15 protein-coding genes and 1 pseudogene are annotated in these 19,950 nt (G+C 41.9%); 5 read left to right on the top strand and 11 right to left on the bottom strand.

Features of this window, described 5'->3' with window-relative positions:
• Positions 1-162: 162 nt before the first annotated feature.
• From BLQ87_RS14895 to uvrB, 5 genes are all read right to left on the bottom strand, one after another.
• A complete protein-coding gene (locus BLQ87_RS14895) occupies positions 163-1,650 on the bottom strand; it encodes a tagaturonate reductase (protein WP_074608162.1) in 1,488 nt (495 codons plus the stop codon).
• A gap of 216 nt (positions 1,651-1,866) precedes the next feature.
• Positions 1,867-4,350 (bottom strand): hypothetical protein, encoded by a 2,484-nt coding sequence (locus BLQ87_RS14890; protein ID WP_074608159.1) that lies wholly within the window; start codon positions 4,348-4,350, stop codon positions 1,867-1,869.
• Positions 4,351-4,437: 87 nt separating this feature from the next.
• Positions 4,438-4,686, bottom strand: coding sequence for a DUF4834 family protein (locus BLQ87_RS14885; RefSeq protein WP_074608157.1), 249 nt, complete (start codon positions 4,684-4,686; stop codon positions 4,438-4,440).
• Between the two features lie 93 nt (positions 4,687-4,779).
• Positions 4,780-4,977: a YwbE family protein gene (locus BLQ87_RS14880; RefSeq protein ID WP_074608155.1), complete on the bottom strand. Its 198-nt coding sequence runs from the start codon at positions 4,975-4,977 to the stop codon at positions 4,780-4,782.
• A 1-nt stretch (position 4,978) separates the two neighbouring features.
• Entirely contained in the window at positions 4,979-7,015 is a 2,037-nt protein-coding gene (gene uvrB / locus BLQ87_RS14875) for an excinuclease ABC subunit UvrB (protein WP_074608152.1), read from the bottom strand.
• Between the two features lie 402 nt (positions 7,016-7,417).
• On the opposite strand from uvrB, the gene BLQ87_RS14870 reads away from it, so the two are divergent.
• Positions 7,418-8,578: a GNAT family N-acetyltransferase gene (locus tag BLQ87_RS14870; RefSeq protein WP_074608150.1), complete on the top strand. Its 1,161-nt coding sequence runs from the start codon at positions 7,418-7,420 to the stop codon at positions 8,576-8,578.
• Between the two features lie 54 nt (positions 8,579-8,632).
• Here BLQ87_RS14870 and BLQ87_RS14865 read toward each other — a convergent pair.
• From BLQ87_RS14865 to BLQ87_RS14840, 6 genes and pseudogenes are all read right to left on the bottom strand, one after another.
• Positions 8,633-9,004: pseudogene (locus BLQ87_RS14865) on the bottom strand (helix-turn-helix domain-containing protein); the annotation flags it as partial.
• 279 nt (positions 9,005-9,283) lie between these two features.
• Positions 9,284-9,994, bottom strand: coding sequence for a DUF4369 domain-containing protein (locus BLQ87_RS14860; RefSeq protein WP_083361887.1), 711 nt, complete (start codon positions 9,992-9,994; stop codon positions 9,284-9,286).
• A gap of 20 nt (positions 9,995-10,014) precedes the next feature.
• Positions 10,015-11,352 (bottom strand): RagB/SusD family nutrient uptake outer membrane protein, encoded by a 1,338-nt coding sequence (locus BLQ87_RS14855; protein WP_074608144.1) that lies wholly within the window; start codon positions 11,350-11,352, stop codon positions 10,015-10,017.
• Positions 11,353-11,376: 24 nt separating this feature from the next.
• Positions 11,377-14,844, bottom strand: coding sequence for a SusC/RagA family TonB-linked outer membrane protein (locus BLQ87_RS14850; RefSeq protein ID WP_172664881.1), 3,468 nt, complete (start codon positions 14,842-14,844; stop codon positions 11,377-11,379).
• A 248-nt stretch (positions 14,845-15,092) separates the two neighbouring features.
• Positions 15,093-16,262 carry a FecR family protein gene (locus BLQ87_RS14845; protein WP_074608142.1) on the bottom strand — a complete coding sequence of 390 codons (1,170 nt, stop codon included), beginning with the start codon at positions 16,260-16,262 and terminating at the stop codon, positions 15,093-15,095.
• Positions 16,263-16,392: 130 nt separating this feature from the next.
• Entirely contained in the window at positions 16,393-16,941 is a 549-nt protein-coding gene (locus BLQ87_RS14840; protein ID WP_172664880.1) for an RNA polymerase sigma factor, read from the bottom strand.
• Between the two features lie 127 nt (positions 16,942-17,068).
• On the opposite strand from BLQ87_RS14840, the gene BLQ87_RS14835 reads away from it, so the two are divergent.
• The 4 genes from BLQ87_RS14835 to BLQ87_RS14820 are packed head-to-tail and all read left to right on the top strand — an operon-like array spanning position 17,069 to position 19,928.
• A complete protein-coding gene (locus BLQ87_RS14835) occupies positions 17,069-18,127 on the top strand; it encodes a DUF7033 domain-containing protein (protein ID WP_074608137.1) in 1,059 nt (352 codons plus the stop codon).
• 35 nt (positions 18,128-18,162) lie between these two features.
• The gene (upp, locus tag BLQ87_RS14830; RefSeq protein ID WP_074608135.1) at positions 18,163-18,807 is read left to right on the top strand and encodes a uracil phosphoribosyltransferase; all 645 of its coding nucleotides are present in this window, start codon (positions 18,163-18,165) and stop codon (positions 18,805-18,807) included.
• 10 nt (positions 18,808-18,817) lie between these two features.
• Positions 18,818-19,216: a DUF1648 domain-containing protein gene (locus BLQ87_RS14825; RefSeq protein WP_074608133.1), complete on the top strand. Its 399-nt coding sequence runs from the start codon at positions 18,818-18,820 to the stop codon at positions 19,214-19,216.
• Positions 19,217-19,238: 22 nt separating this feature from the next.
• Positions 19,239-19,928 carry a YjjG family noncanonical pyrimidine nucleotidase gene (locus BLQ87_RS14820; protein WP_074608130.1) on the top strand — a complete coding sequence of 230 codons (690 nt, stop codon included), beginning with the start codon at positions 19,239-19,241 and terminating at the stop codon, positions 19,926-19,928.
• Positions 19,929-19,950 lie beyond the last annotated feature (22 nt).

Here is a 19,950-nt window from a genome sequence, read left to right as displayed (position 1 = left end):
TATTTTAGCCCGGTACAAAAGCAATCATGCTTTCCTAATCTAAAATTAATCCTCCAGCCCTTTTAAGTGCTTCTTTTATTATCCAACTATTAAGCTATTTTAACATAAACTTCTATTTATCTAAAAAAGTAAGTGAATCTTTATAGTAAAACAGGAGAAATGCTAGCTTCTCAACGCGCCAAGCATCCCCAGTTGCAGGATCTCTTCGAATCTGGTCTTGACGGCCTGAGCAAAGCCCTGAAGTAAACTAAGGTCTGCATTCCAAAAATCGACATCAGCAAGTATACTCAATACATAATGTTCATCACCCAGCGTCACCTTACCGGCGAAATAACCGGCACTATCATCATTGATCAGATAGTTGATCTTTTGATAAGCACCATAATACTTCCCATCTTTCTGATGATCCGTTTTCATAAATACCAGGTAGGCGGCAAAACCGAAGGCGATATGCTCCGGAACATGATGGAATAACCTGTAATGATTTAAGAGCAATGGCAAAATACGGATTTTCATTTTCATGGTATACTGAGCGGTGATATTCAGCCATAAATGTGCGATTGAAGGATTTGCAAAACGGTCCTTTACCGTATTGGCAAAAGCAGTTATTTGCTCCGGACTTACTGCATAAGGTATTGCAGGGCCAATTTCTTTCTCCATTAGCATAGCGATGTAATTCTTTATCTGCTCGTTTTCCATGGCATTTTTAACGGTGTCAATACCAGATAGAAAAGCGATTCCGGAACTTAAAGTATGTGTCCCATTTAAGAGCCTTACTTTTAATTCTCTATAAATCTCAATGTCTTCCACCACAATCATTCCCTGATCGGCCATAGAAAAGGATAAAACTTCTGCAACTTTATCATCACCTTCAATCGCCCACAAGCGATAGGGCTCCGTCATCACTAGTAAATCGTCCTGATACCCCAGTTCTTCTTCAAGCGCCGAAAGGGCTTTCGCGTCCGGCTTTCCTGGCACAATCCTGTCGACCAAAGAATTACAGAAACGATTGTGCTGCAGCAACCAGGAAACAAACTGATCTTCCAGCTCATTAAATAAGGCCAGCTTCCATACGATTTCCTTTAATTTCTTTCCGTTATCCGGGATCAGTTCTGTTGCGATGATCACCAAACCTGATTCTTCAGCCCCTTTAAATGCCTGGTATCTTTGGTATAGCACCGCTAAAACTTTGGCAGGAAAAGAAACAGGTGGACTTTGATGGATCGACTCTTCTACCAATTGTATCCCAGCTTCTGTTGTATTGGACACGATAATCCGGAGCGCTTCTGATCCGGCAATGGCCAAGATTGCTTCCCAGTTATTATTGGCGGCGATTACCCTGCTAATCGCAGCAGAAATGATATTTTCTGACACAAAGACCCCATTTTCAACACCACGGACACAAATGGTGTACAAAGAATCCTGCTGATCAAATTCTGTCGTCTCATTACCTGTTGACTTTACAACAGCCACACGCCCATTGAAAATACCAGAACGGTTTGCTTTATCAATGAAATAATCGGGCAGACCGCGAAGTAAAACACCGGTTCCAAATTGCAATACTTTTTCCGGAAGCCCGAAGCTGGCCGGATCGGGTATGTTTGTTGTCACATTTGATAGCAGGTTCAGGTTTTTCCGAGATAGGATCATTTTCTGTTATTTAAGCTCCGCAATTCTACAATGTTTTTTTGTAAATTTTTAATATACAGGCTACAAATTTAATCCTCATTCAGTTCTTCAGTCTGCATTTAAAGCGGGAGCACCGAATCGAAAATATGGATCAAAACTTCTTCGGAGGAATTCAGGGCAATAAAAAAGGTCCGACACCTAAAAGTATCGGACCTTCCTATTTTTCAAAGAATAAGTTTAAGCCGCTTTTTTCTTTTGTTTGTTTTCTGAATAAAATGCAAATCCTAAGCCAGCAAGCAACAAAATGGAACCTGCTAAAGAGATTTTCTCACCCATGTAATACGACACCGGCTCAAATTTGAACTCTACTTTATGGTTTCCTGCTTTCAGCTGCGCTGCACGCAACACGTAATCAGCTCTGAAATAAGGCTTCAGTTCTCCATCTACATACATGTTCCAGCCTTTGTCGTAATAGATCTCAGAGAACACTGCAATGATGTCTCTAGGTGCGCTGTAAGAATACACCAAATGATCCGGGTGGTAACTATCCAGTTTAATGAATGCAGATGGATCTGCACCAACAGTTTTGGTATCAATTAAAGATTTATACCTGATGTCTACGATCGCTTCCTTTTTAGGGTCAAAGCTACTGATGGCTTTCATTTCCTCATCTGCATCCTTTGCGAACTGTACGTTCTGAACGATCCAGGCATGTCCTGCTGCAGTCGGGTTGCGTTGCATTTTATAAGATCCGTTTTTAGGATCCTGTGTGATCAGGTATTTGGTATTCAACATATCCAAAACATCCTGATTGATGCTTTTTGAGAATTGGTTATCAATCAGCTCCTGATAACGTTTCAGCTTAGCAGCATGGTAACCACCTATTGTTTTGTGGAACTGTGAAGCACTTGCATCCTGGAAAGTAGAGATACTTAAATCCAATACCCTGTAATCCGGATCTTTATCTGCAACGATGAAGTTGTCCACATCACGTGGCTGAAAATGGTTGTTTACATCACTTTTGCTGGCAAAATTGCTGTTATTTAAATAACGGCGATCCACCTGCCACATGTCGACCATGATGGCAATTCCAAGTAAAATCACTGCCGTTTGCACGTTCAGTTTTTTATTTAAGAAAGCCCAAACCAGGCCATAACCAATCACGATAAACAATACAGAGCGTAAAGCATCCGCACGTGCGATGTCTGCACGGTCGGCAACCAATGCACTGGCAATATTTTGTGCGATTCCGCTATTGTTTTCCAGCATTTGTGTCAATGCCTGAATCATTTGCGGATGATTCTCTGCGGTGAAGCTAAAGAATACGGTAGGCATAATCGCAACCAGTAAACTGAAACCACCCGTGATTCCCGCAGCAATAGTTAATTTTTTAACGAGTGTCTTTTGATCATAAGTACCTTCCTGTGCTTCTTTTATCGCAAGGACAGCCAGAACAGGAACCATTAATCCAACCAATGCCAGGATCGACTCTACCGCCCTGAACTTGTTGTACATCGGGAAGTATTCAAAGAAAAGATCTGAAATCATCGGGAAGTTCTTTCCGAAAGACAACAGCATAAACAAGATCGTTGTACTTAAGATCCACCATTTGATTCTGCTTCTAACGATCAGCAAACCGAATACAAACAAGAAACAGATGATCGCACCGAAGTAATAAGGTCCTGAAGTACCTGGTTTCTCACCCCAATATTGCTGCAAACCAACCTGTCCGGCCAGTTGCTGAATTGCCTGGGTTGGATCTCCTCCTGTAATACCCTGTAATGCTTTATACGTATGGCTTTCCGGTTTCACCAATTCGTCGATACTTGTTGGTCCACCATAAAGGTTTGGAATAAGGAAAGTAAAACTCTCTCCTACACCCTGGCTCCAGCCATAAGCATACTCTTTCGACAAACCGTTTTTCTCTTCAGCCTTATCTGTAGTTAAGTTAGATTTACCACGGTTAGACTCCTTACCATATTCATAAGTCGTCCATAATTTTCCGGCATTGACCATAAAAGCCAGCACCATTGCAACTGCAAGGAAGCTAATTGCTTTTCCAAAAGCCGCTGTTTTTTTCTCTTTTACTGCATGGTATACCTCAATACCGATAAAGATCAACAGTGCAATCATCAGATAATAGGTCATCTGAATGTGGTTCGCTCTGATTTCTAAAGCCAGGAATAGAGCCGTTAAGCTTCCTCCCAACCAGTATTTACCCCTGAGGGTGAGGATTACCCCCGCGATGATTGGCGCACAGAAAGCAATGGCCAATGCCTTATTGCTGTGCCCTGCGGCGATAATGATAAAATTATAGGAAGTAAAAGCGAAAGCTATTGCTCCTGCTGCAGCGAGCCAGGGGTTCACCCTGAGTACGCAGAAGAGCAGATAAGCACCTACCAGGTACAATAAAACTGCATCTACAGGATCAGGAAAGATCGCTTTTACGAAAGAGATCACATAAGTTGCTCCATTTAGCGGGTGTTGAACCCAAATCTGATAAGCGGGCATACCTCCAAACATCTGGTTCGTCCAAAGTGGCCCTTTGCCATCTTTAGCCTTATAATCCATGATTTCTTTGGCAGTGGCCTTTGCCTGTATAACGTCACTTTGCGCAGGAGCTTTTCCTTGCAATACGGGACTGAAATAGACAAAACAGATGATAACAAAAAATCCAATGATGGCCAGGTGTATGCCATTCGCTTTTAACCAATTATTCATTAAGGTTTGTTTAAGATTAAACTAACCCCAAAAATATAAAATTGATACAGATTAGGAAGTAAATTTATCGATAAGAATAAAATACCTTTATTTTACCTCTTCATAGTCTACGAAATCACCCAGTTTATCTGTTCTCCCACCCTTAGGTTGAGGAGGCATATAATCAATAGAAATAGCTCCATCAGGTCTGCTATTGCGTTGTCTGGCCTGGTTTTCAGCTTGTTGCTGAACCTTGCTAAACATATTTTTTAGCACCATTGGAAATACCAGACGGAAAATCAACCGCAGGATATAAAGTACTAAAAAGGCGATAAAAAGAAATTTTAAAAATGCCATTTTGTTAAATTAATGTTTACAAATATAGACGGAATTGGAATTTCATTATTACAAACCCCTTCTGATTATTGCATTTTGATTACATACCTTGTACTAATCTTCTACAATTTCGGCCACACGCCCCACCTGACCATCTTCCAAACGAACTTTAATCCCTCTGGAATGAAAAGCAGAAGAAGTGAGCAAATTGGCAACGATGCCTCTTGTTAACTTTCCGCTTCTCTGGTCTTTTTTCAGGATGATGTCTACTTCTAATCCCGGGTAAATGTCTTTTCTATTCTTTCCGTCCATCTTATTTACTAAATCTTTCTTCAAATACTTTTTCCATGGCAAACATTTCATCACGTAACCTTGCAGCCATTAGGAAATCCATTTCTTTTGCCGCTTTTGCCATGTCCTTACGTGTTTTATCAATTGACTTCTGCATTTCAGGCTTTGTCATGAACTGCACAATAGGATCCGCAGCCATACTCACCTCATCCACTTCCACATAAGCCTTGGCCCTTGCCGCATTTCCAGAGAAATCCAATACTGAAGTTTGTTCCAATATCGCTTCCCTGCTTTTGCCAACTGTTTTAGGCGTGATGCCATGTTCCAGGTTATAGGCAATTTGTCGTTCGCGGCGTCTGTTGGTTTCAGAAATGGTTCTCGCCATCGAATCCGTGATGTTGTCCGCATACATGATTACCCTTCCTCTATCGTTCCGCGCGGCCCTTCCGATCGTTTGGATCAGCGCCCGGTCTGAACGAAGGAAACCTTCCTTATCAGCATCCAGGATGGCCACCAGCGAAACTTCCGGTAAATCCAGTCCTTCTCTGAGTAAGTTGATCCCGATCAGCACGTCAAATTCGCCCAGGCGAAGTCCGCGCAGGATTTCCACCCTTTCCAACGTTTTCACCTCAGAGTGAATGTAGCGGCATTTTATGTTTAAGCGATCCATGTACTTTGCGAGTTCCTCTGCCATTCTTTTGGTCAGTGTAGTCACCAGCACCCTATCGCCCATTTTTATTGTTTTATCGATCTGATCCAGCAAATCATCCACCTGGTTTACTGCAGGTCTGATTTCAATCAGCGGATCCAGTAAACCTGTAGGCCGGATCACCTGTTCAATGACCACACCTTCCGTCTTCTGCAATTCATAATCTGCCGGAGTTGCACTTACATAAATCGTTTGTGGTGCAAGGCTTTCAAATTCATCGAAATTTAAAGGCCGGTTGTCCAGTGCAGAAGGCAGTCGGAAACCATATTCTACCAATGACATTTTACGTGACCTGTCTCCACCATACATCGCGCGGATTTGAGGTACGGTGACATGACTTTCATCAATCACCATCAGGTAATCGTCCGGAAAATAATCCAGCAAACAGAAAGGGCGCATTCCAGGAGAACGTCCGTCAAAGAAGCGGGAATAATTTTCAATTCCTGAGCAATAGCCCAGTTCTTTCATCATTTCAATATCAAAGTTCACCCTTTCTTCCAGTCTTTTAGCTTCCAGGACTTGTCGATCGCCAATCAATTGATTTTTACGGATCTCCAGTTCTTCCTGAATCCCCCAGATGGAAGAGGTAAAACGGTCTTTTGGTGTCACGAACAGATTGGCTGGATAAATGGCCATATCTTCCAGTTTCTCCAGGGTTTTCCCCGTTACCGGATCGATGACGCTTAACTCTTCAATATCGTCACCAAAGAAAGAAATGCGGTAGGCATTGTCCAGGTAAGCAGGAAAAATATCTACGGTATCTCCTTTTACCCGGAATGTTCCCCGTTTAAATTCATTGATGGTCCGGGCATATAAAATCTCTACCAGGCTATGTAAAAAGCTATTTCTCGAGATTCTCGTCCCTACTGCAAAACGGAAAACCGATCTGGAGAAATCTTCCGGATTTCCCATACCATAGATGCAGGAAATCGAAGAAACGACAATGACATCTCTACGTCCCGACATCAATGCAGAAGTGGTCCGCAGTCTCAGCTTCTCGATTTCTTCGTTGATGCTCAGGTCTTTTTCTATATAGGTATTCGTGCTGGGCATAAATGCCTCAGGCTGATAATAATCGTAATAGGAAACGAAATAATTGACCGCATTTTCCGGAAAAAACTGCTTAAACTCCCCGTAAAGCTGCGCCGCCAATGTTTTGTTATGGCTCAGGATTAAGGTTGGTTTTTGAGTTTGTTGAATAACGTTGGCTATGGTAAAAGTTTTACCGGAACCTGTTACGCCCAGCAATGTCTGATAATTTTCTTCGTTATTTACCCCATCTACCAGTTGTTCGATGGCACTGGGCTGGTCTCCTGTTGGCTTATAGTCTGATACAAGTTGAAATTTCATCTGTAGATTTTCTATTTATCGCTCACGCTCGGTTCGTAAAGATCAAAGATAAGGAATTATTTACGCGGATTAAGCTTTCCATGTATAGCTTATGCTTATGCTCCGAAGACGGGGCTGAGATGCTCCGGGATAGCAAACTCATTCTTCTTAGTCCACAACAAAATCCTGCTTCCGTTATTGGCATATGCGGTTGATATGTTGCTAATTTCCGTTTTATTTTTATTGATGACTATTTAATCATTAACAGGTGGTTGATAGGTCAATCATTGGTCAAATAGACTTATTAACTATGTGTTTATAGTTACTTAAATATTAATTTTAATTAACAACATATGATCATCATATAAAAAACATTTCGTAACTTGTTACTGCACAAATGAATTACTTAATTTAAAAACAGATATGGGAAAGTTGATAAATGGCATATTTGGAGGATTCCATGGCAGGATCGGCAATTTGGTTGGCTATACCTTAAAAGGTAAATACATTATCAGAAAAATAGGCAGAAGTTCTAAACCGCTCACTCCGGGCAGGAAAGCAAACTGTCAGAAGATGACCGTTGTAAATGAGATACTGAGCCCTTCGCTAGATGTGATCCGGGCAGGATTTCGCCTCGCAGTGGCCGGAACGGATAAAAACGAGTACAATGAAGCGGTTTCTTATAATAAAAAGAACGCCATTCAGGGAGTCTATCCGAACATCAGCCTGGATTATACCAAGGTACTGATGAGCATGGGAACACTTCCGGTAGCGATTCATCCTACCATCAGTCAAACAAACGAAAAAATCACCTTTAACTGGGAAGTAACGGATGATCAGGCCTATCAGTATGGGAACGATCGCGCAATGCTGGTGGTCTATTTTCCTAATCTAAAAATATCCCACTGCGATTTGATTGGCTCAAAAAGAATTGAAGGATCACACACCCTCAACATAGGTCCGGAATATGTAAATGAACGCATGGAGGCCTATATTTCTTTTGTCAAAGACAATGGAAGAGAAGTTTCTGACAGTGCTTATGCAGGTGCTTTAAATACCCATAAAACCCTCGACATTTCGGAAAAAACGGATTCGGAGACGGAGTGCTCAAACCGGGATTCCGATTATGCGGGTTCGGATTTCGACATCATCAGCTATCGGGAGTATCTTTTGGCTTCAGGTATCGGAGTTCCGGAACCAAAAAGTGGACCGGACAAAATAATAACCAGCCGCTGGTCGATATATGTACTAAAAAGCAGGGCCAGTGATCAGAGAATTGGCGATTGCTACCTTAGATTCAAACAGAATGATAAGTTTACTGCCGAAATGAAGGTTAGCATTGCTCCTGAAGAGCAGCGTAAGGGTTATGCAAAAGAAGCATCATCAGCAATGATATCCCTCCTCTTTAACAAATCAGAAGTTAACCGCATCGTAAAAATTGTGGATGCTCAGGATGAGGCCGCGATAGCTTTGCTGAAAAGCCTGGGCTTTAAAGAAGAAGAATACTTCAAAGACAGTGTGTTTTCAGATGGGAAATGGGTAAGCGAATATCAATTTGCGCTATTAAAATCGGATTGGAAATAGATCGCAACGAACCTTACTATTAATATATAGGAAGCTAAAAGGGCTTCCTATATATTATCTTTTCAGCTCTTCAATCAAAGATTGTAAGGCCTTATTTGTATTAGTAAGTAGCTCTATCTTCTCACGTTCTACTTTTAAAATGTCTTCATAAAGCTTCTCAAGCTTTGCGGTTTGCTCTACAATTTTATCTATGGGGCTAAAATTATAATTGTAAATCGCCTGAGAGCTATCTCTCATCTCCTGAATATTGAACGTTGGGGACTTCATATTAAAGTTTCTAAGTATTTCCGGTGACACGCCCATTCCCTGCGCTAATTGCGCAAACAAAATTTCATCAAGACCTTCTTGATTTTCATAATAAGAAAGTGATTGCTGAGTAGTATTCAGCTCCTTTGCTAATATTTCCTGTTTCATACCTATAGATTCACGGAAGCGTTTACTTGTTGTCCCTGGTGTTTATTTCCGATTTTTTGGCTTTCCATATATGAAAACAGTGATTAAGTTAAAAAATCCGGGGTTCTTGTTTTTACAAAAAAAACAGGTGTAATACAAATATACAAGATTTGACACGGAACATCTGCACCTTAAATTTTCTTTTAAAGAAAAGTTATTCACATTAATTATCAGCCAAATACTATCAACCGTTTTTCTGGAATAAAAACTCCCCCGGACGGGGATTGTCCAGAGGAGGGTATTAGGGGGGTATTATTGTTTTGCAGCAAGTATTCTTGCAGCAAATTCTTTTCCCAGCCTGCTGTCCCTAAGCGGGGCAGAAAGGCTGTTATACAAGGTTTCGGCTTCCGCCACATCTAGTTTTTTGCCTGCCGATTCTTCCAGTGCAATTAAGCTGAAATAAGAATTGGGGTTGGTCTTTACGAACTCCTTTTGCAGTACTTTCCTATCCTCAAAGGCTTTTCTAAAGCGCAACTCCAATCCTTTCATAAAGGCCGGATCTTTTTTAGTGTCCTCGGTAGCGAGCTCATACTCTTCGTTGACCTTCGACATCTGGAGTTTAGGTGCGTCCAGGAATTGTTCATACCTTTTGTGTTCTTTATTTATTGGAGATCCTTTGATTTCCGCATGTTTTAAAGAATCCGGGGATTGCATTGTAATTATTCCCTTTTCGAGAAAGAGGGAAGTCATATCCGGATTTGCCCCGACATTCTCCTGACCGGCTCCCTGATGGTCCAGTAGCAATTTAGCCTGTACGGGCTCTGACAATTTCCCCTTGAACTCAAACTGCCCGTTTTTAACATTTACTGAATCCAGGATATGGGTCCCGTTTACCGTATAACTGATATAAACTCTGGCTGCAGCAGGTATTTTATCTACTTTTATTTTCAGAGAAAAGGCTTGATCCTGTGCAAACAACATTGCCGGAACACACAGACCTATAGTTAGCATGATTTTTTTCATGAGTATTTTTTTATGATCAGTTACCTTATGTTTTGTGCTATTCCTGATTTTCCAATGATCTGATCAGGAATAGGGAGTGCATATTTCGGATCATTTGGCGCCAAGATATATTCTTTACCTCCTCCGGTTCGCTTTAAAGTCAGCGCAAATTCAGGCTCTTTATTCAGGCGTTTTAAATCCATCCAACGGGTTCCTCTAAGCACCAGCTCTTTTCTTCTTTCGTTCAGGATTAACCGCAGCGCATCTGACTGATTGGTTGCCGTTAAAGGAACAAAACCTTTGATCCGTTTTTTCAGCAAGGTATTCAGGTCGTCCATCGCATCATTCACTTTATTTGCTCTTGCCGCCGATTCTGCCCTGTTCAGGTACATTTCGTCCGTGGCCACTCCTGTGAAATAGGCATAACTGCCATCGTAACTTCCTTTAAAACCCATCGATCCATCTCTGTTTTCTTCAAAGAAAACGGTCTTCCTGTAATCATTATTCAGGTACAGGTCGTATAGGGACTGATCAATCACAGGTGTAAATGTGACTTCCATTGAGAAGAACATGATGATTTCCGGATTGGTAATTCCCGGCAAAGGATAAAACTCAGTATCATCCAAATCTGCATAGTCAATCAGTTTATTATTGAGCTGTAAGGCAGCATCAGCGTACTTTCCGGCATTCGGATAATCGCGCATCGCCAGATACACTCTGGATAAATAAGCGTAGGCTGCTGCCTTTGAAGGACGGATATTATGTGTTGCATTTGCCGGCAGTAGATCTGCGGCCTGTTTCAGGTCATTCAAAATCTGGTTATAGGTTTCCTGAACATTTAGCCTCGTTGTTTTTACATTAAAATCTGAAGTCATCGTTAACGGAATCCCCGGATCAGTGGCTGCAGAAGCCGGATCATAGGCCTTGGCCCAAATCAGTGCCGCCTCAAAGAATGCCCTTCCACGAAAGAATAAAGCTCCACCTTTAACATTATTCCAGCTTTGTTCATTAAAGCCCGTCTTGTTGATTTTCGCTGTCCCCTCCAATGCAACGTTGGCATTATAAACCTGGGTATATACTGATCCCCAGTCGTTCGTTCTCACTTCTGAGAAACTCTTATCCTGCCAGGTATAAAGATTACGCTGATCCACTTCAAGACGGTTATAAGCATCGGCGCTGAGCGAATAATCATCTGCGCTGACAAACCCTGCGGAGGTCGAGGCCAGGTTCATCTCAAAATTGCCATCTAAAAGACTTTGAAAATCTTCTAAAGTCTTTGGCACCAATAATTTTTTATCCGGCTTCTCGTCCAGAAATTTCTTACAGGAAGCAAGGGTACTGAAAACGGCCAGTAAGAGGATATATATATTCTTGTTCATCGTGTTCTTATTAAAGGTTAATAATTAGAAATCTGCTTTCAATCCAAATGAAAAGCTTGCTTTCGGATTAAACTCATTGTTATACTCAGGATCAATACCGAACTTATTGGCGCTCCATAAAATGCCGAGGTTATTACCATTTGCAAAAAACTGAATTTCCTGAACAGGTAATTTTGACCAATGACTCTTCTTTAAAGTATAAGCCAGGTTTACAAACTGCAGTCGGATATGATCTGCCTTGCTGATCAACACTTCTGAGGAGTTATAAAAATTATTTCTATCGATGTTATTTGGGTAAACAAAGGAAGGGACATCCGTATGTTTTTCATCACCGGGTTTTTGCCAGCGGCTGGCATAATCCGCATGTCCTCCTGTGCCGGAAACCCCAACCAGTCTGTTATAATCAACCGAGGTTCTCCTGAAATAATGCCCCATTTTATAGGTTAAATTAACCGTAAGCGACAATTCCTTCCAGCTCAGCGTATTCATAAAATTACCAAAGACAGTAGGTGTTGCAGAACCAACAAATACCATATCAGATATCTTGCTGTTCGCACCTGTAAATTCCTTATAATTTTTTGAAGGCTGTCCATTCAGATAACCTTGCGGATCACCTGTAACGGGGTCAAGTCCAGCCCATTTATGCACTACAATCAGGAAAACCGGCTGCCCAACCAACGGCAGGGGTGCAAGGGTTCTGCCATCATTTACGTAATCTGTTCCATTTGTGCTTTTCAGCAGGTATTTGGTCACTTTATTGGTATTGTAACTAAAGTTAAGTCGTTGTGACCATTTAAAGGTCCGGTCAATAACTTTACTGCTCAGTTCCACATCAATCCCGTTTCCACTCATATTTGCCACATTTTTAAGCATCCTTGTCACACCGGTGGTCGTATAATCCATATCCTCAAGACCAAAAAGATCTGTTCCTTTTTTGTGGTAGTATTCAATACTTCCTGAAAGCACATTGTTGATCAGTCCAAAATCAGCACCGATATTGAACATCTTTACCCTTTCCCATCTTAGCTCCTGATTGGGAATCTGGCTGATGACAGACTGAGGGAAGCCTGTATAAAAAGCAGCACCGGCGCTTTGTAAAGTCAGAACAGCTGTTCTTCTGCTATCCAGGTTTCCACTTGCCCCATAGGTGGTCCTCAGCTTCAGGTAAGGTAAAAATGCCAGGTTATAAAAGGATTCGTCTGAGATATTCCAGGAAGCTCCCGCAGACCATAAGGGCACTCCCTTTTCATTTGTCTTTACGCCAAACAGATTAGACATATCTTTACGTACGCTTCCCGAAAGGGTATATTTACCTTTATAGGTATAAGCCGCATTTCCAAATAAAGAAACAAAGTTGTTCAGTAGTTCATCGGCCTTAGCTCCATCCGACAGGAACTGGGTGTTTCCAGAGATAAAATTTGGATAAGAATTGAGATAGTCCGGTCTTCCGATTTTCAGGTTTTCATCATCATATCCATAAGTACGATGTGCATTCATCACTGTTGAAATCTGTCTTACTTCTGTTCCCGCGAGCGCAGCAATCTGATGATCTCCAACTCTTTTGTTATAATTTAATTGAAAACGACCGTTCTGAGAGATCACACTATTGGTTGTGTTCCCCAATATAGCTCCATAAGGCGCATTGTAAGTGACTACCCCTGTTTTGCGGTTAAGCTTAGAAAAGCTGTTCAGGATATCTCTTGTATAAAAGCTATTCAGGTCTTGTAACGAGCTTGATTTGATTTGCTGATTTTCGTATTGATATTTCAGATCGAGGTTTAAGTCTTTAGTCAGTTCATAGCTCAGGCCGACATTTGCCATGATACTTTGCAGATTAACTTTAGTCACATTATGTTGATAATCTTCCAGAGGATAAAGCTTCCAATCCATCAATTTTCCCATTCCTGCGGTATCTGTATAAGTTTTTCTATACACATTAAAAGGAACTGCATTTCCCTGGTCATCTGCCAAACGGGAATAAGGATAAATCTTTTTTGCCCCCAGCTCATTCATCTTGTAACCGGATTTTCCTGATTTCGTATGACTGTTCGTATAATAAAGTGAGGTGCTGATTTGCAGTTTATCTGTTGCTTTGAAGGTATTCGCTGCCCTGAGGTTAATGCGATCATACTTTTCAGAAAGCACAGAAAGGTTTCTGTCGTATCCTCCGGAAATCATGTACGTCATCTTATCCGCTCCTCCCTGAAAATTCAACGCATATTGCTGATTAACCGCAGCCTGATACATGTATTTAGAGATTTCATTTCTGGAGTCAATCCCCCTCAGCGCATCAATCCGGGACTTTGCATCTGCATCTGTCATCTTTTTATCCCTTGCTGCAATCAGCAATTCCAGGACCTCCGATAGCTCGGGCTTCCTTTTATCGCTCTCCTGCACCTTATAGGCTCCTGCCGCAAACAGCTTTTGCTCTACATCAATAAAATCACTGGTGCTCATTTGTTTAAGGTCAAAGAGATTAGGTTTACCGGTAACCGTGACATTCGAGTTGAACTGAATTTTTAGCGGCTGACTGTACCTTCCTTTTTTAGTTACGATGACGATTACCCCATTTCCGGCCCTGGCACCCCAGATGGAGGAGGCAGCTGCATCTTTCAGAACGCTAATACTCTCGATATCATTAGGATTGATGTTATTTACATCTCCCTCATAAGGAAAATTATCCAGTATAATCAGTGGCGCCATTGCTCCGTTAATGGTACTTACACCACGAACCGTTAATTTTGCCCTGTTCTCTGCTTTATCAAATGCAATACTATTCGTTACCCCATCTAAACGGTTCAGGATATTTACGCCCACCTGTTTATTCAACGTTGCATTATCAATCAGTGTAAAGGAACCTGTAGCCCTTTCTTTGGGGATTTGCTGATAGCCGGTATTGACCATTACCTGTACTTCTTCCAGCTCTCCTGTTTTTACCTCAAGCTGGATGGAAGAGTTTAATTTTAGCGCCGCAGCACTGATTTCTTTGGTTTGATACCCGATATAAAACACCTGTAAAATGGCATTCTCTTCTATATTGTCCAGCTGAAACTCTCCTTTTTCGTTGGTCAGGACCGTACGTTCTGTTCCCTTGATTTTGATGGTCGCTTTCGGAAGGCCTTGTCCGGTTTCATCCAGTATTCTACCTCTGACATCAATAGCGGCCATGTAAGCGACTACTTTGTCAATGATCGATTTCTCTTTGACGCGGATGACGATACTTTTATCCTCTACCGCATAAGACAAGTCCTGTTTTTGCAGGCACAATTCCATCACGGCTGTTAAGGTGGTATTCTTAAAATTAACGTCTATGCGTTTCCCGGCATCCAGACTTTTATCTGCATAAAATACGTGATAGCCAGTCTGTTTGGCGACCTCTTTAAATATCTGTTCCAGGCTTACCTGTTTTTTGCTCAAAGTTATTTTCTGTGCAAACCCGGCAGCACTCACCTGTAACAAGCTGGCGGTCAATATAATTATGATCAATTTCACAATTAATAGGAATTTGGTTGGCAGCCAGGAGCATAGCATGCCTAGGTTAAAAGCTTTTAATTTCATAGTTTTGGTTTAGTTGGGTTAATGCCCGGAGTGGGTGCGATCTTATTTCTCCCGGTGTTAAAACCGGAAGGGGTTAACTCAATTATTTAGCCGGATAGTGTTCGTAGCACGATCCGGCTTTTTCATAGAGCCACCTGTTGACATAGGTAGATGGTTAAGGTAGATTTCTCTTCATATTTGATTTATTTTGATACAATAATTTTTCTTCCCTGGATTTTAAAGCTTACCGCTCCGGTGAGCTCCAGTCTGCGCAGCACCTTATTTACATTGTCGTACCTGGATACAATTCCACTGAACGTTTCTTTTCTTGGCGCATATGGTTCGTAGACGATTTCTACATTATACCAACGGGAAATTTTCCGCATGATCCCCTCCAGGCTCTCGTTCTTAAACATGAAAATGCCGTTCTTCCAGTCTGTATTTCTTTCGATATCGGCTTTCTGAACATCCAGTCTGTTCGCCATCAGCCTTGCTTCTTCACCCGGATTCAGCATCACCACATTGCCCGTCTTCAAAGATGAGACCCTTACCGATCCCTCCAGCAGGGTCGTTTTTGTTTGTTGCTCATCCAGATAGGCATTGATATTAAAATGTGTTCCCAGCACTTGTACCCGCTGTTTATCCGTGGTAACGACAAAAGGAGTTTTGCGTTTTGCGACTTCAAAATAGGCTTCTCCGCTGAGGGTTACTTTCCGTTCTCCGATTCCGGAAAAAGCAGTAGGAAACTTCAAAGCAGAAGCGGCATTGAGCCATACTTTAGTTCCATCCGGCAAGATCAGCGCATACTGTCCGCCTTTGGGCGTGCTGATGGTATTCTGACTTGCGGTTACAGCAGCCCCTTCGCTAAGGCTATACACCAGCTCACCATTTTTGGTTTTGGTGATCTTTACGCCTGAGACCTCTGCCAGCTGACCACTCTGTGCCGTTTGCAGTGAGATCACTTTTCCATCTGCCAGCGTTAAAGTGGCCTTATCTCCTCCCGGCGGGATGGCCGCAGCAGCCTGTTCCCGAAGCTGTTCCGCTCTGTTAGATTTAAAATAATAGAACCCTGCACATAGGGTAAGGAAAATTACCGCAGCAGCAGACCAACTGCGGTAATCCCAGCCACGAACAGCTTTAGAACGCTGTAGAGGGCTTTCCTTGTAATCGAAGATATACTGAAGCAGCTCGGTTTCCTGGTCTGCAGTCAGCTGTTTTTCATCGGTAGATGTATTTATAGCGTCGTCGAGCAGGTCACTCAATTCCAAATTATTTGCAGGATCATCCACCAATACATAAAATTCTGCCAGCTCTGCAGCTGAACATTGGTCATTTAAGTACTGATTTAGCAAATAAGGAAGCTTCTGATTCATATCTTTCGTGTAAACGGTTTATTCTTCTCTTCTTGTCCTTTAGCGACCGTTTACCTATACATAGACACGAGAAAAGTAAGCAAGGGGTAGTTGGGTATGAAATATTTTCAGAAATACACAAAAAACTACCTTAACGCAGGATCAGGGCAATGATCACCATTGGAATTCCCATCTTTTTAAAATGAATCCGGATTCCCCGCAGGGCGCCTTTCATGTGTGAATGGACCGTTGATGGTGCAATATTTAACCGGAGGGCAGCCTGTTCATAGCTAAGCCCCTCTTTATGGCAGAGTTTATACACCTCCCGCTGCTGGGCAGGAAGTCTTTCTATAGCCATTTGTACCAGTGCCAGGGTATCTTTATAATCGAGTGCATGCGCTGTAGAATGATCCGGGATTTGTTCCGCCTCAAAATCACCGACAAGCACTTTATGCTTGGCAATATTGCGCAAGGCGTTTAAAGAAAGGTTTCTTGTAATTCTATTGAGGTAGGCTCCAAAATTTTCGACCTTGCCGAGGTTGGTCCTGTTTAGCCAGATGTTGAGAAAAACATCCTGAATGATCTCTTCTGCCAATACAGGAGAGCGGGTTAGCTTCAATGCAAAAGCATAAAGACCAGGGTACCTGGCTTTAAACAATTGGCTGAAAGCTTGTCGGTTCCCCCCGATAATTCCTTTCAACAGTTCAGTCTCGTCGTATATCGGCTTAATTGACAGAAATTATCCTCCCTGCTAAAACAATTTGAAATTTCATATGTATATTTACTATGAGCTGTAAAGATAAATTTTATATACTAAATTATATACTATGAGGCTTCTGGTTTATACTCCCCTGATTACTCCACGCATAAAGTATATCTTTAATTTTATCTTTAAGGATATATTAAGGGCAAATTTGGACATCAGCCAGAACTTGTCAGAATTTATCAATACTGAGGGGCCCAAGCTTTGTTATGGACGACAGCCCGTTGGCCAAGGCCTATTTTTCAAAAGCAGCGGATTGCTGACCGATCAGAAGATCGCCGTTCAGCGGATTGGGATTACCAGCTTTGGAGATCAAAAAGTTCCCTTTCCTGTAACAGGCAGCCGTTTGCCTTTTGATATTTTTGCGGCCTCCTTTTACTTTCTGACCAGGTATGAGGAATACCTTCCATTTGATGACCGCAAAGGACCAAATTACCATGCTCAGCTGAGCCTGCAACATAAACTGGGCCTGCTTCGGGCTCCGGTAATTGATGAATGGGCGTTGATTTTAAAGAATATTCTGCTCAAAAACTTCCCATCAATGTCTTTTGGCAAGAAAGATTTCAGTTTTCGGCCGGCCTATTCTCCTGAACTCAAATCCAGGGCAACCGGCAACAGGTTAAGAAAGGCATTACATTTCATGAATTCTTTAGTCAGGCGGAAGTTGCAAAGAAAACATTATGTGCAACAAATGAATGGCATTCACCGCTTGATGATGGAGATGAATAAAAACGGAGTTTCCAGTCGGCCGGAGTTCCTGCATACAGACATCGCGAATATTCCAGCTCCGGGAAGAAGTAGCAATTGGGAAGAAAAGTTAAAAATTCCAAAGAGCTACCTGAGGCTAACCGTAAAAAACATCAATCAGGATTACAGCATGTATTATCCCGATACTCCAGGTTTCAGGGCAGGCACCTGTAGTCCGTTTCACTGGTATGACCTCCAGATAGAGAAACAATCTCAGTTAAAAATCTACCCGATTGCACTGACAGATAATGGGTTGAGATCCGGGAAAACCAATAAAGACCTGCTTTTACAGTTGAACGAGCTGATGGACCATGTAAAATTAGTAAATGGTAGTTTTTACAGCCTTTGGCAAGATAAGACTATTGCTCTGGCCTAATCTTTTATCTTTACACCCTCCTATACTTTTACACGATGATATTTAACCTTGATAAAACCACTTCCATTGCCAATGTTTTCCTGGCCGAGCTCCGCGACGAGAATATTCAGAAAGACGCCATGCGTTTCCGGAAAAATATGGAACGCCTGGGCGAGTTCTTCGCTTATGAGATCAGCAAAACGTTAGAATTTGAGCGGAAAGAAACCCAAACCCCACTAGGATTGGCCAAAACCGCATTTTTACCTCAGCAACCGGTATTGGCAACCATATTAAGGGCGGGAATCCCTTTGCATCAGGGATTGTTAAACATATTTGACCAGTCGGAATCTACCTTTATCACCGCCTATCGGAAGAACCATAAAAACGGAAATTTTGTAATTCAGGTAGAGCACATCTCTACTCCCGACCTGACCGATAAAGTAGTCATTATGGCCGACCCAATGCTCGCCACCGGTATGAGCATGGTTTTATGTTGCAAAGAACTCCTGAACCGTTATCAGATTAAGGAACTGCATATTGTATCCGCCATTGCCAGTGCCGAAGGTGTAAGCCATGTGCGGGCAAATTTACCTAAAGCTAAATTATGGCTTGGTGCTATTGATGAGGAAATGACCAGCAAATCTTACATTGTTCCCGGCCTGGGCGATGCCGGAGATCTTGCTTATGGCATAAAACAATAACCCGGATAAAATGAGTATAGAAAAAAGACCGGTCATCAAACTTCGGCTTTCCATTTTCGACAAAGGTGTTGAAATCTTTGGGCTATTGGTCTTGCTGGCAGCATGGGTCTATGTATTGGTAGCCTATTCTAAGTTTTCGGATTCCATTCCGACACATTTCAGCATTAACGGAAAACCCAATGCCTTCGGCCCTAAGTCTGATCTTTATCAGCTATTGACCGTATGCACTTCCTTATATGTGCTCTTAACCATAGCAAACCTATTTCCACAATATTTTAATTACCTGAAAGCCATCACCCCTGAAAATGCCGAAAGGCGATATACAATCGCCACAAGAATTCTTCGATACCTGAAAGTATTGATTGTACTTATCTTTGCGGCACTGGTGTTCATTACGACAAGGTATTGACAGCAGCATAACCCCCTGAATAATGATTAAACATATTTTTTTCGACTTAGACCATACCATTTGGGATTTTGACAGGAATGCTGAAGAAACCCTTACAGAATTATATGCCCAATATCAGCTGGAATCCCTGGGGCTCCGCTCTTCCCGCGAATTTATTGATACCTATACGGAGAACAATCAATTGCTCTGGGCAGAATACCATTTAGGAAAAATAACGAAAGAAACGTTAAGATCTGAGCGTTTCAGTAAAACTTTTATCCAGTTAGGCATACAACCTTCGCACATTCCGTCTCAATTTGAAGACGATTATGTACGCCTTACCCCTACCAGAACTAATTTATTTGAAGGTTCTGAAAAAGTATTGACTTACCTGCAAAAGAAATACACTTTACATATTATTTCCAACGGATTTAAAGAAAGCACCTTAACAAAAATGGACAAATCGGGCTTAAATCCTTATTTCTCCAATGTTATTATTTCGGAAGATGTAGGCGTTAATAAGCCCGACAAAGCTATTTTCGAGTATGCCTTGCGCTTAGCTTCTGCTCAAAAAGAGGAAAGCATTATGATCGGTGATAGCCTGGAGGCCGACATTCGGGGTGCTCAGGATTATGGGATGAAAGCCATTTATTTCAACCCAATGAACAAGGAAAAACCCGAAGATGTGGTCTGGCAAATCACGCATCTGGAAGAATTACTAAATCATTTCTAAAGACGATATATTTTGGTATGGG

The sequence above is a fragment of the Pedobacter steynii genome, assembly GCF_900103665.1.
GTDB classification, from domain to species: Bacteria; Bacteroidota; Bacteroidia; order Sphingobacteriales; family Sphingobacteriaceae; genus Pedobacter; species Pedobacter steynii.
This window is presented reverse-complemented; position numbering and strand designations above follow the sequence as displayed.

Excerpts from the sequence above, each read along its gene's own strand:
- BLQ87_RS14895 (WP_074608162.1), bottom strand. The coding sequence starts at position 1,650 with ATGATCCTATCTCGGAAAAACCTGAACCTGCTATCAAATGTGACAACA.
- BLQ87_RS14890 (WP_074608159.1), bottom strand. The coding sequence starts at position 4,350 with ATGAATAATTGGTTAAAAGCGAATGGCATACACCTGGCCATCATTGGA.
- BLQ87_RS14885 (WP_074608157.1), bottom strand. The coding sequence starts at position 4,686 with ATGGCATTTTTAAAATTTCTTTTTATCGCCTTTTTAGTACTTTATATC.
- BLQ87_RS14880 (WP_074608155.1), bottom strand. The coding sequence starts at position 4,977 with ATGGACGGAAAGAATAGAAAAGACATTTACCCGGGATTAGAAGTAGAC.
- uvrB (WP_074608152.1), bottom strand. The coding sequence starts at position 7,015 with ATGAAATTTCAACTTGTATCAGACTATAAGCCAACAGGAGACCAGCCC.
- BLQ87_RS14870 (WP_074608150.1), top strand. The coding sequence starts at position 7,418 with ATGGGAAAGTTGATAAATGGCATATTTGGAGGATTCCATGGCAGGATC.
- BLQ87_RS14860 (WP_083361887.1), bottom strand. The coding sequence starts at position 9,994 with ATGAAAAAAATCATGCTAACTATAGGTCTGTGTGTTCCGGCAATGTTG.
- BLQ87_RS14855 (WP_074608144.1), bottom strand. The coding sequence starts at position 11,352 with ATGAACAAGAATATATATATCCTCTTACTGGCCGTTTTCAGTACCCTT.
- BLQ87_RS14845 (WP_074608142.1), bottom strand. The coding sequence starts at position 16,262 with ATGAATCAGAAGCTTCCTTATTTGCTAAATCAGTACTTAAATGACCAA.
- BLQ87_RS14835 (WP_074608137.1), top strand. The coding sequence starts at position 17,069 with ATGAGGCTTCTGGTTTATACTCCCCTGATTACTCCACGCATAAAGTAT.
- upp (WP_074608135.1), top strand. The coding sequence starts at position 18,163 with ATGATATTTAACCTTGATAAAACCACTTCCATTGCCAATGTTTTCCTG.
- BLQ87_RS14825 (WP_074608133.1), top strand. The coding sequence starts at position 18,818 with ATGAGTATAGAAAAAAGACCGGTCATCAAACTTCGGCTTTCCATTTTC.
- BLQ87_RS14820 (WP_074608130.1), top strand. The coding sequence starts at position 19,239 with ATGATTAAACATATTTTTTTCGACTTAGACCATACCATTTGGGATTTT.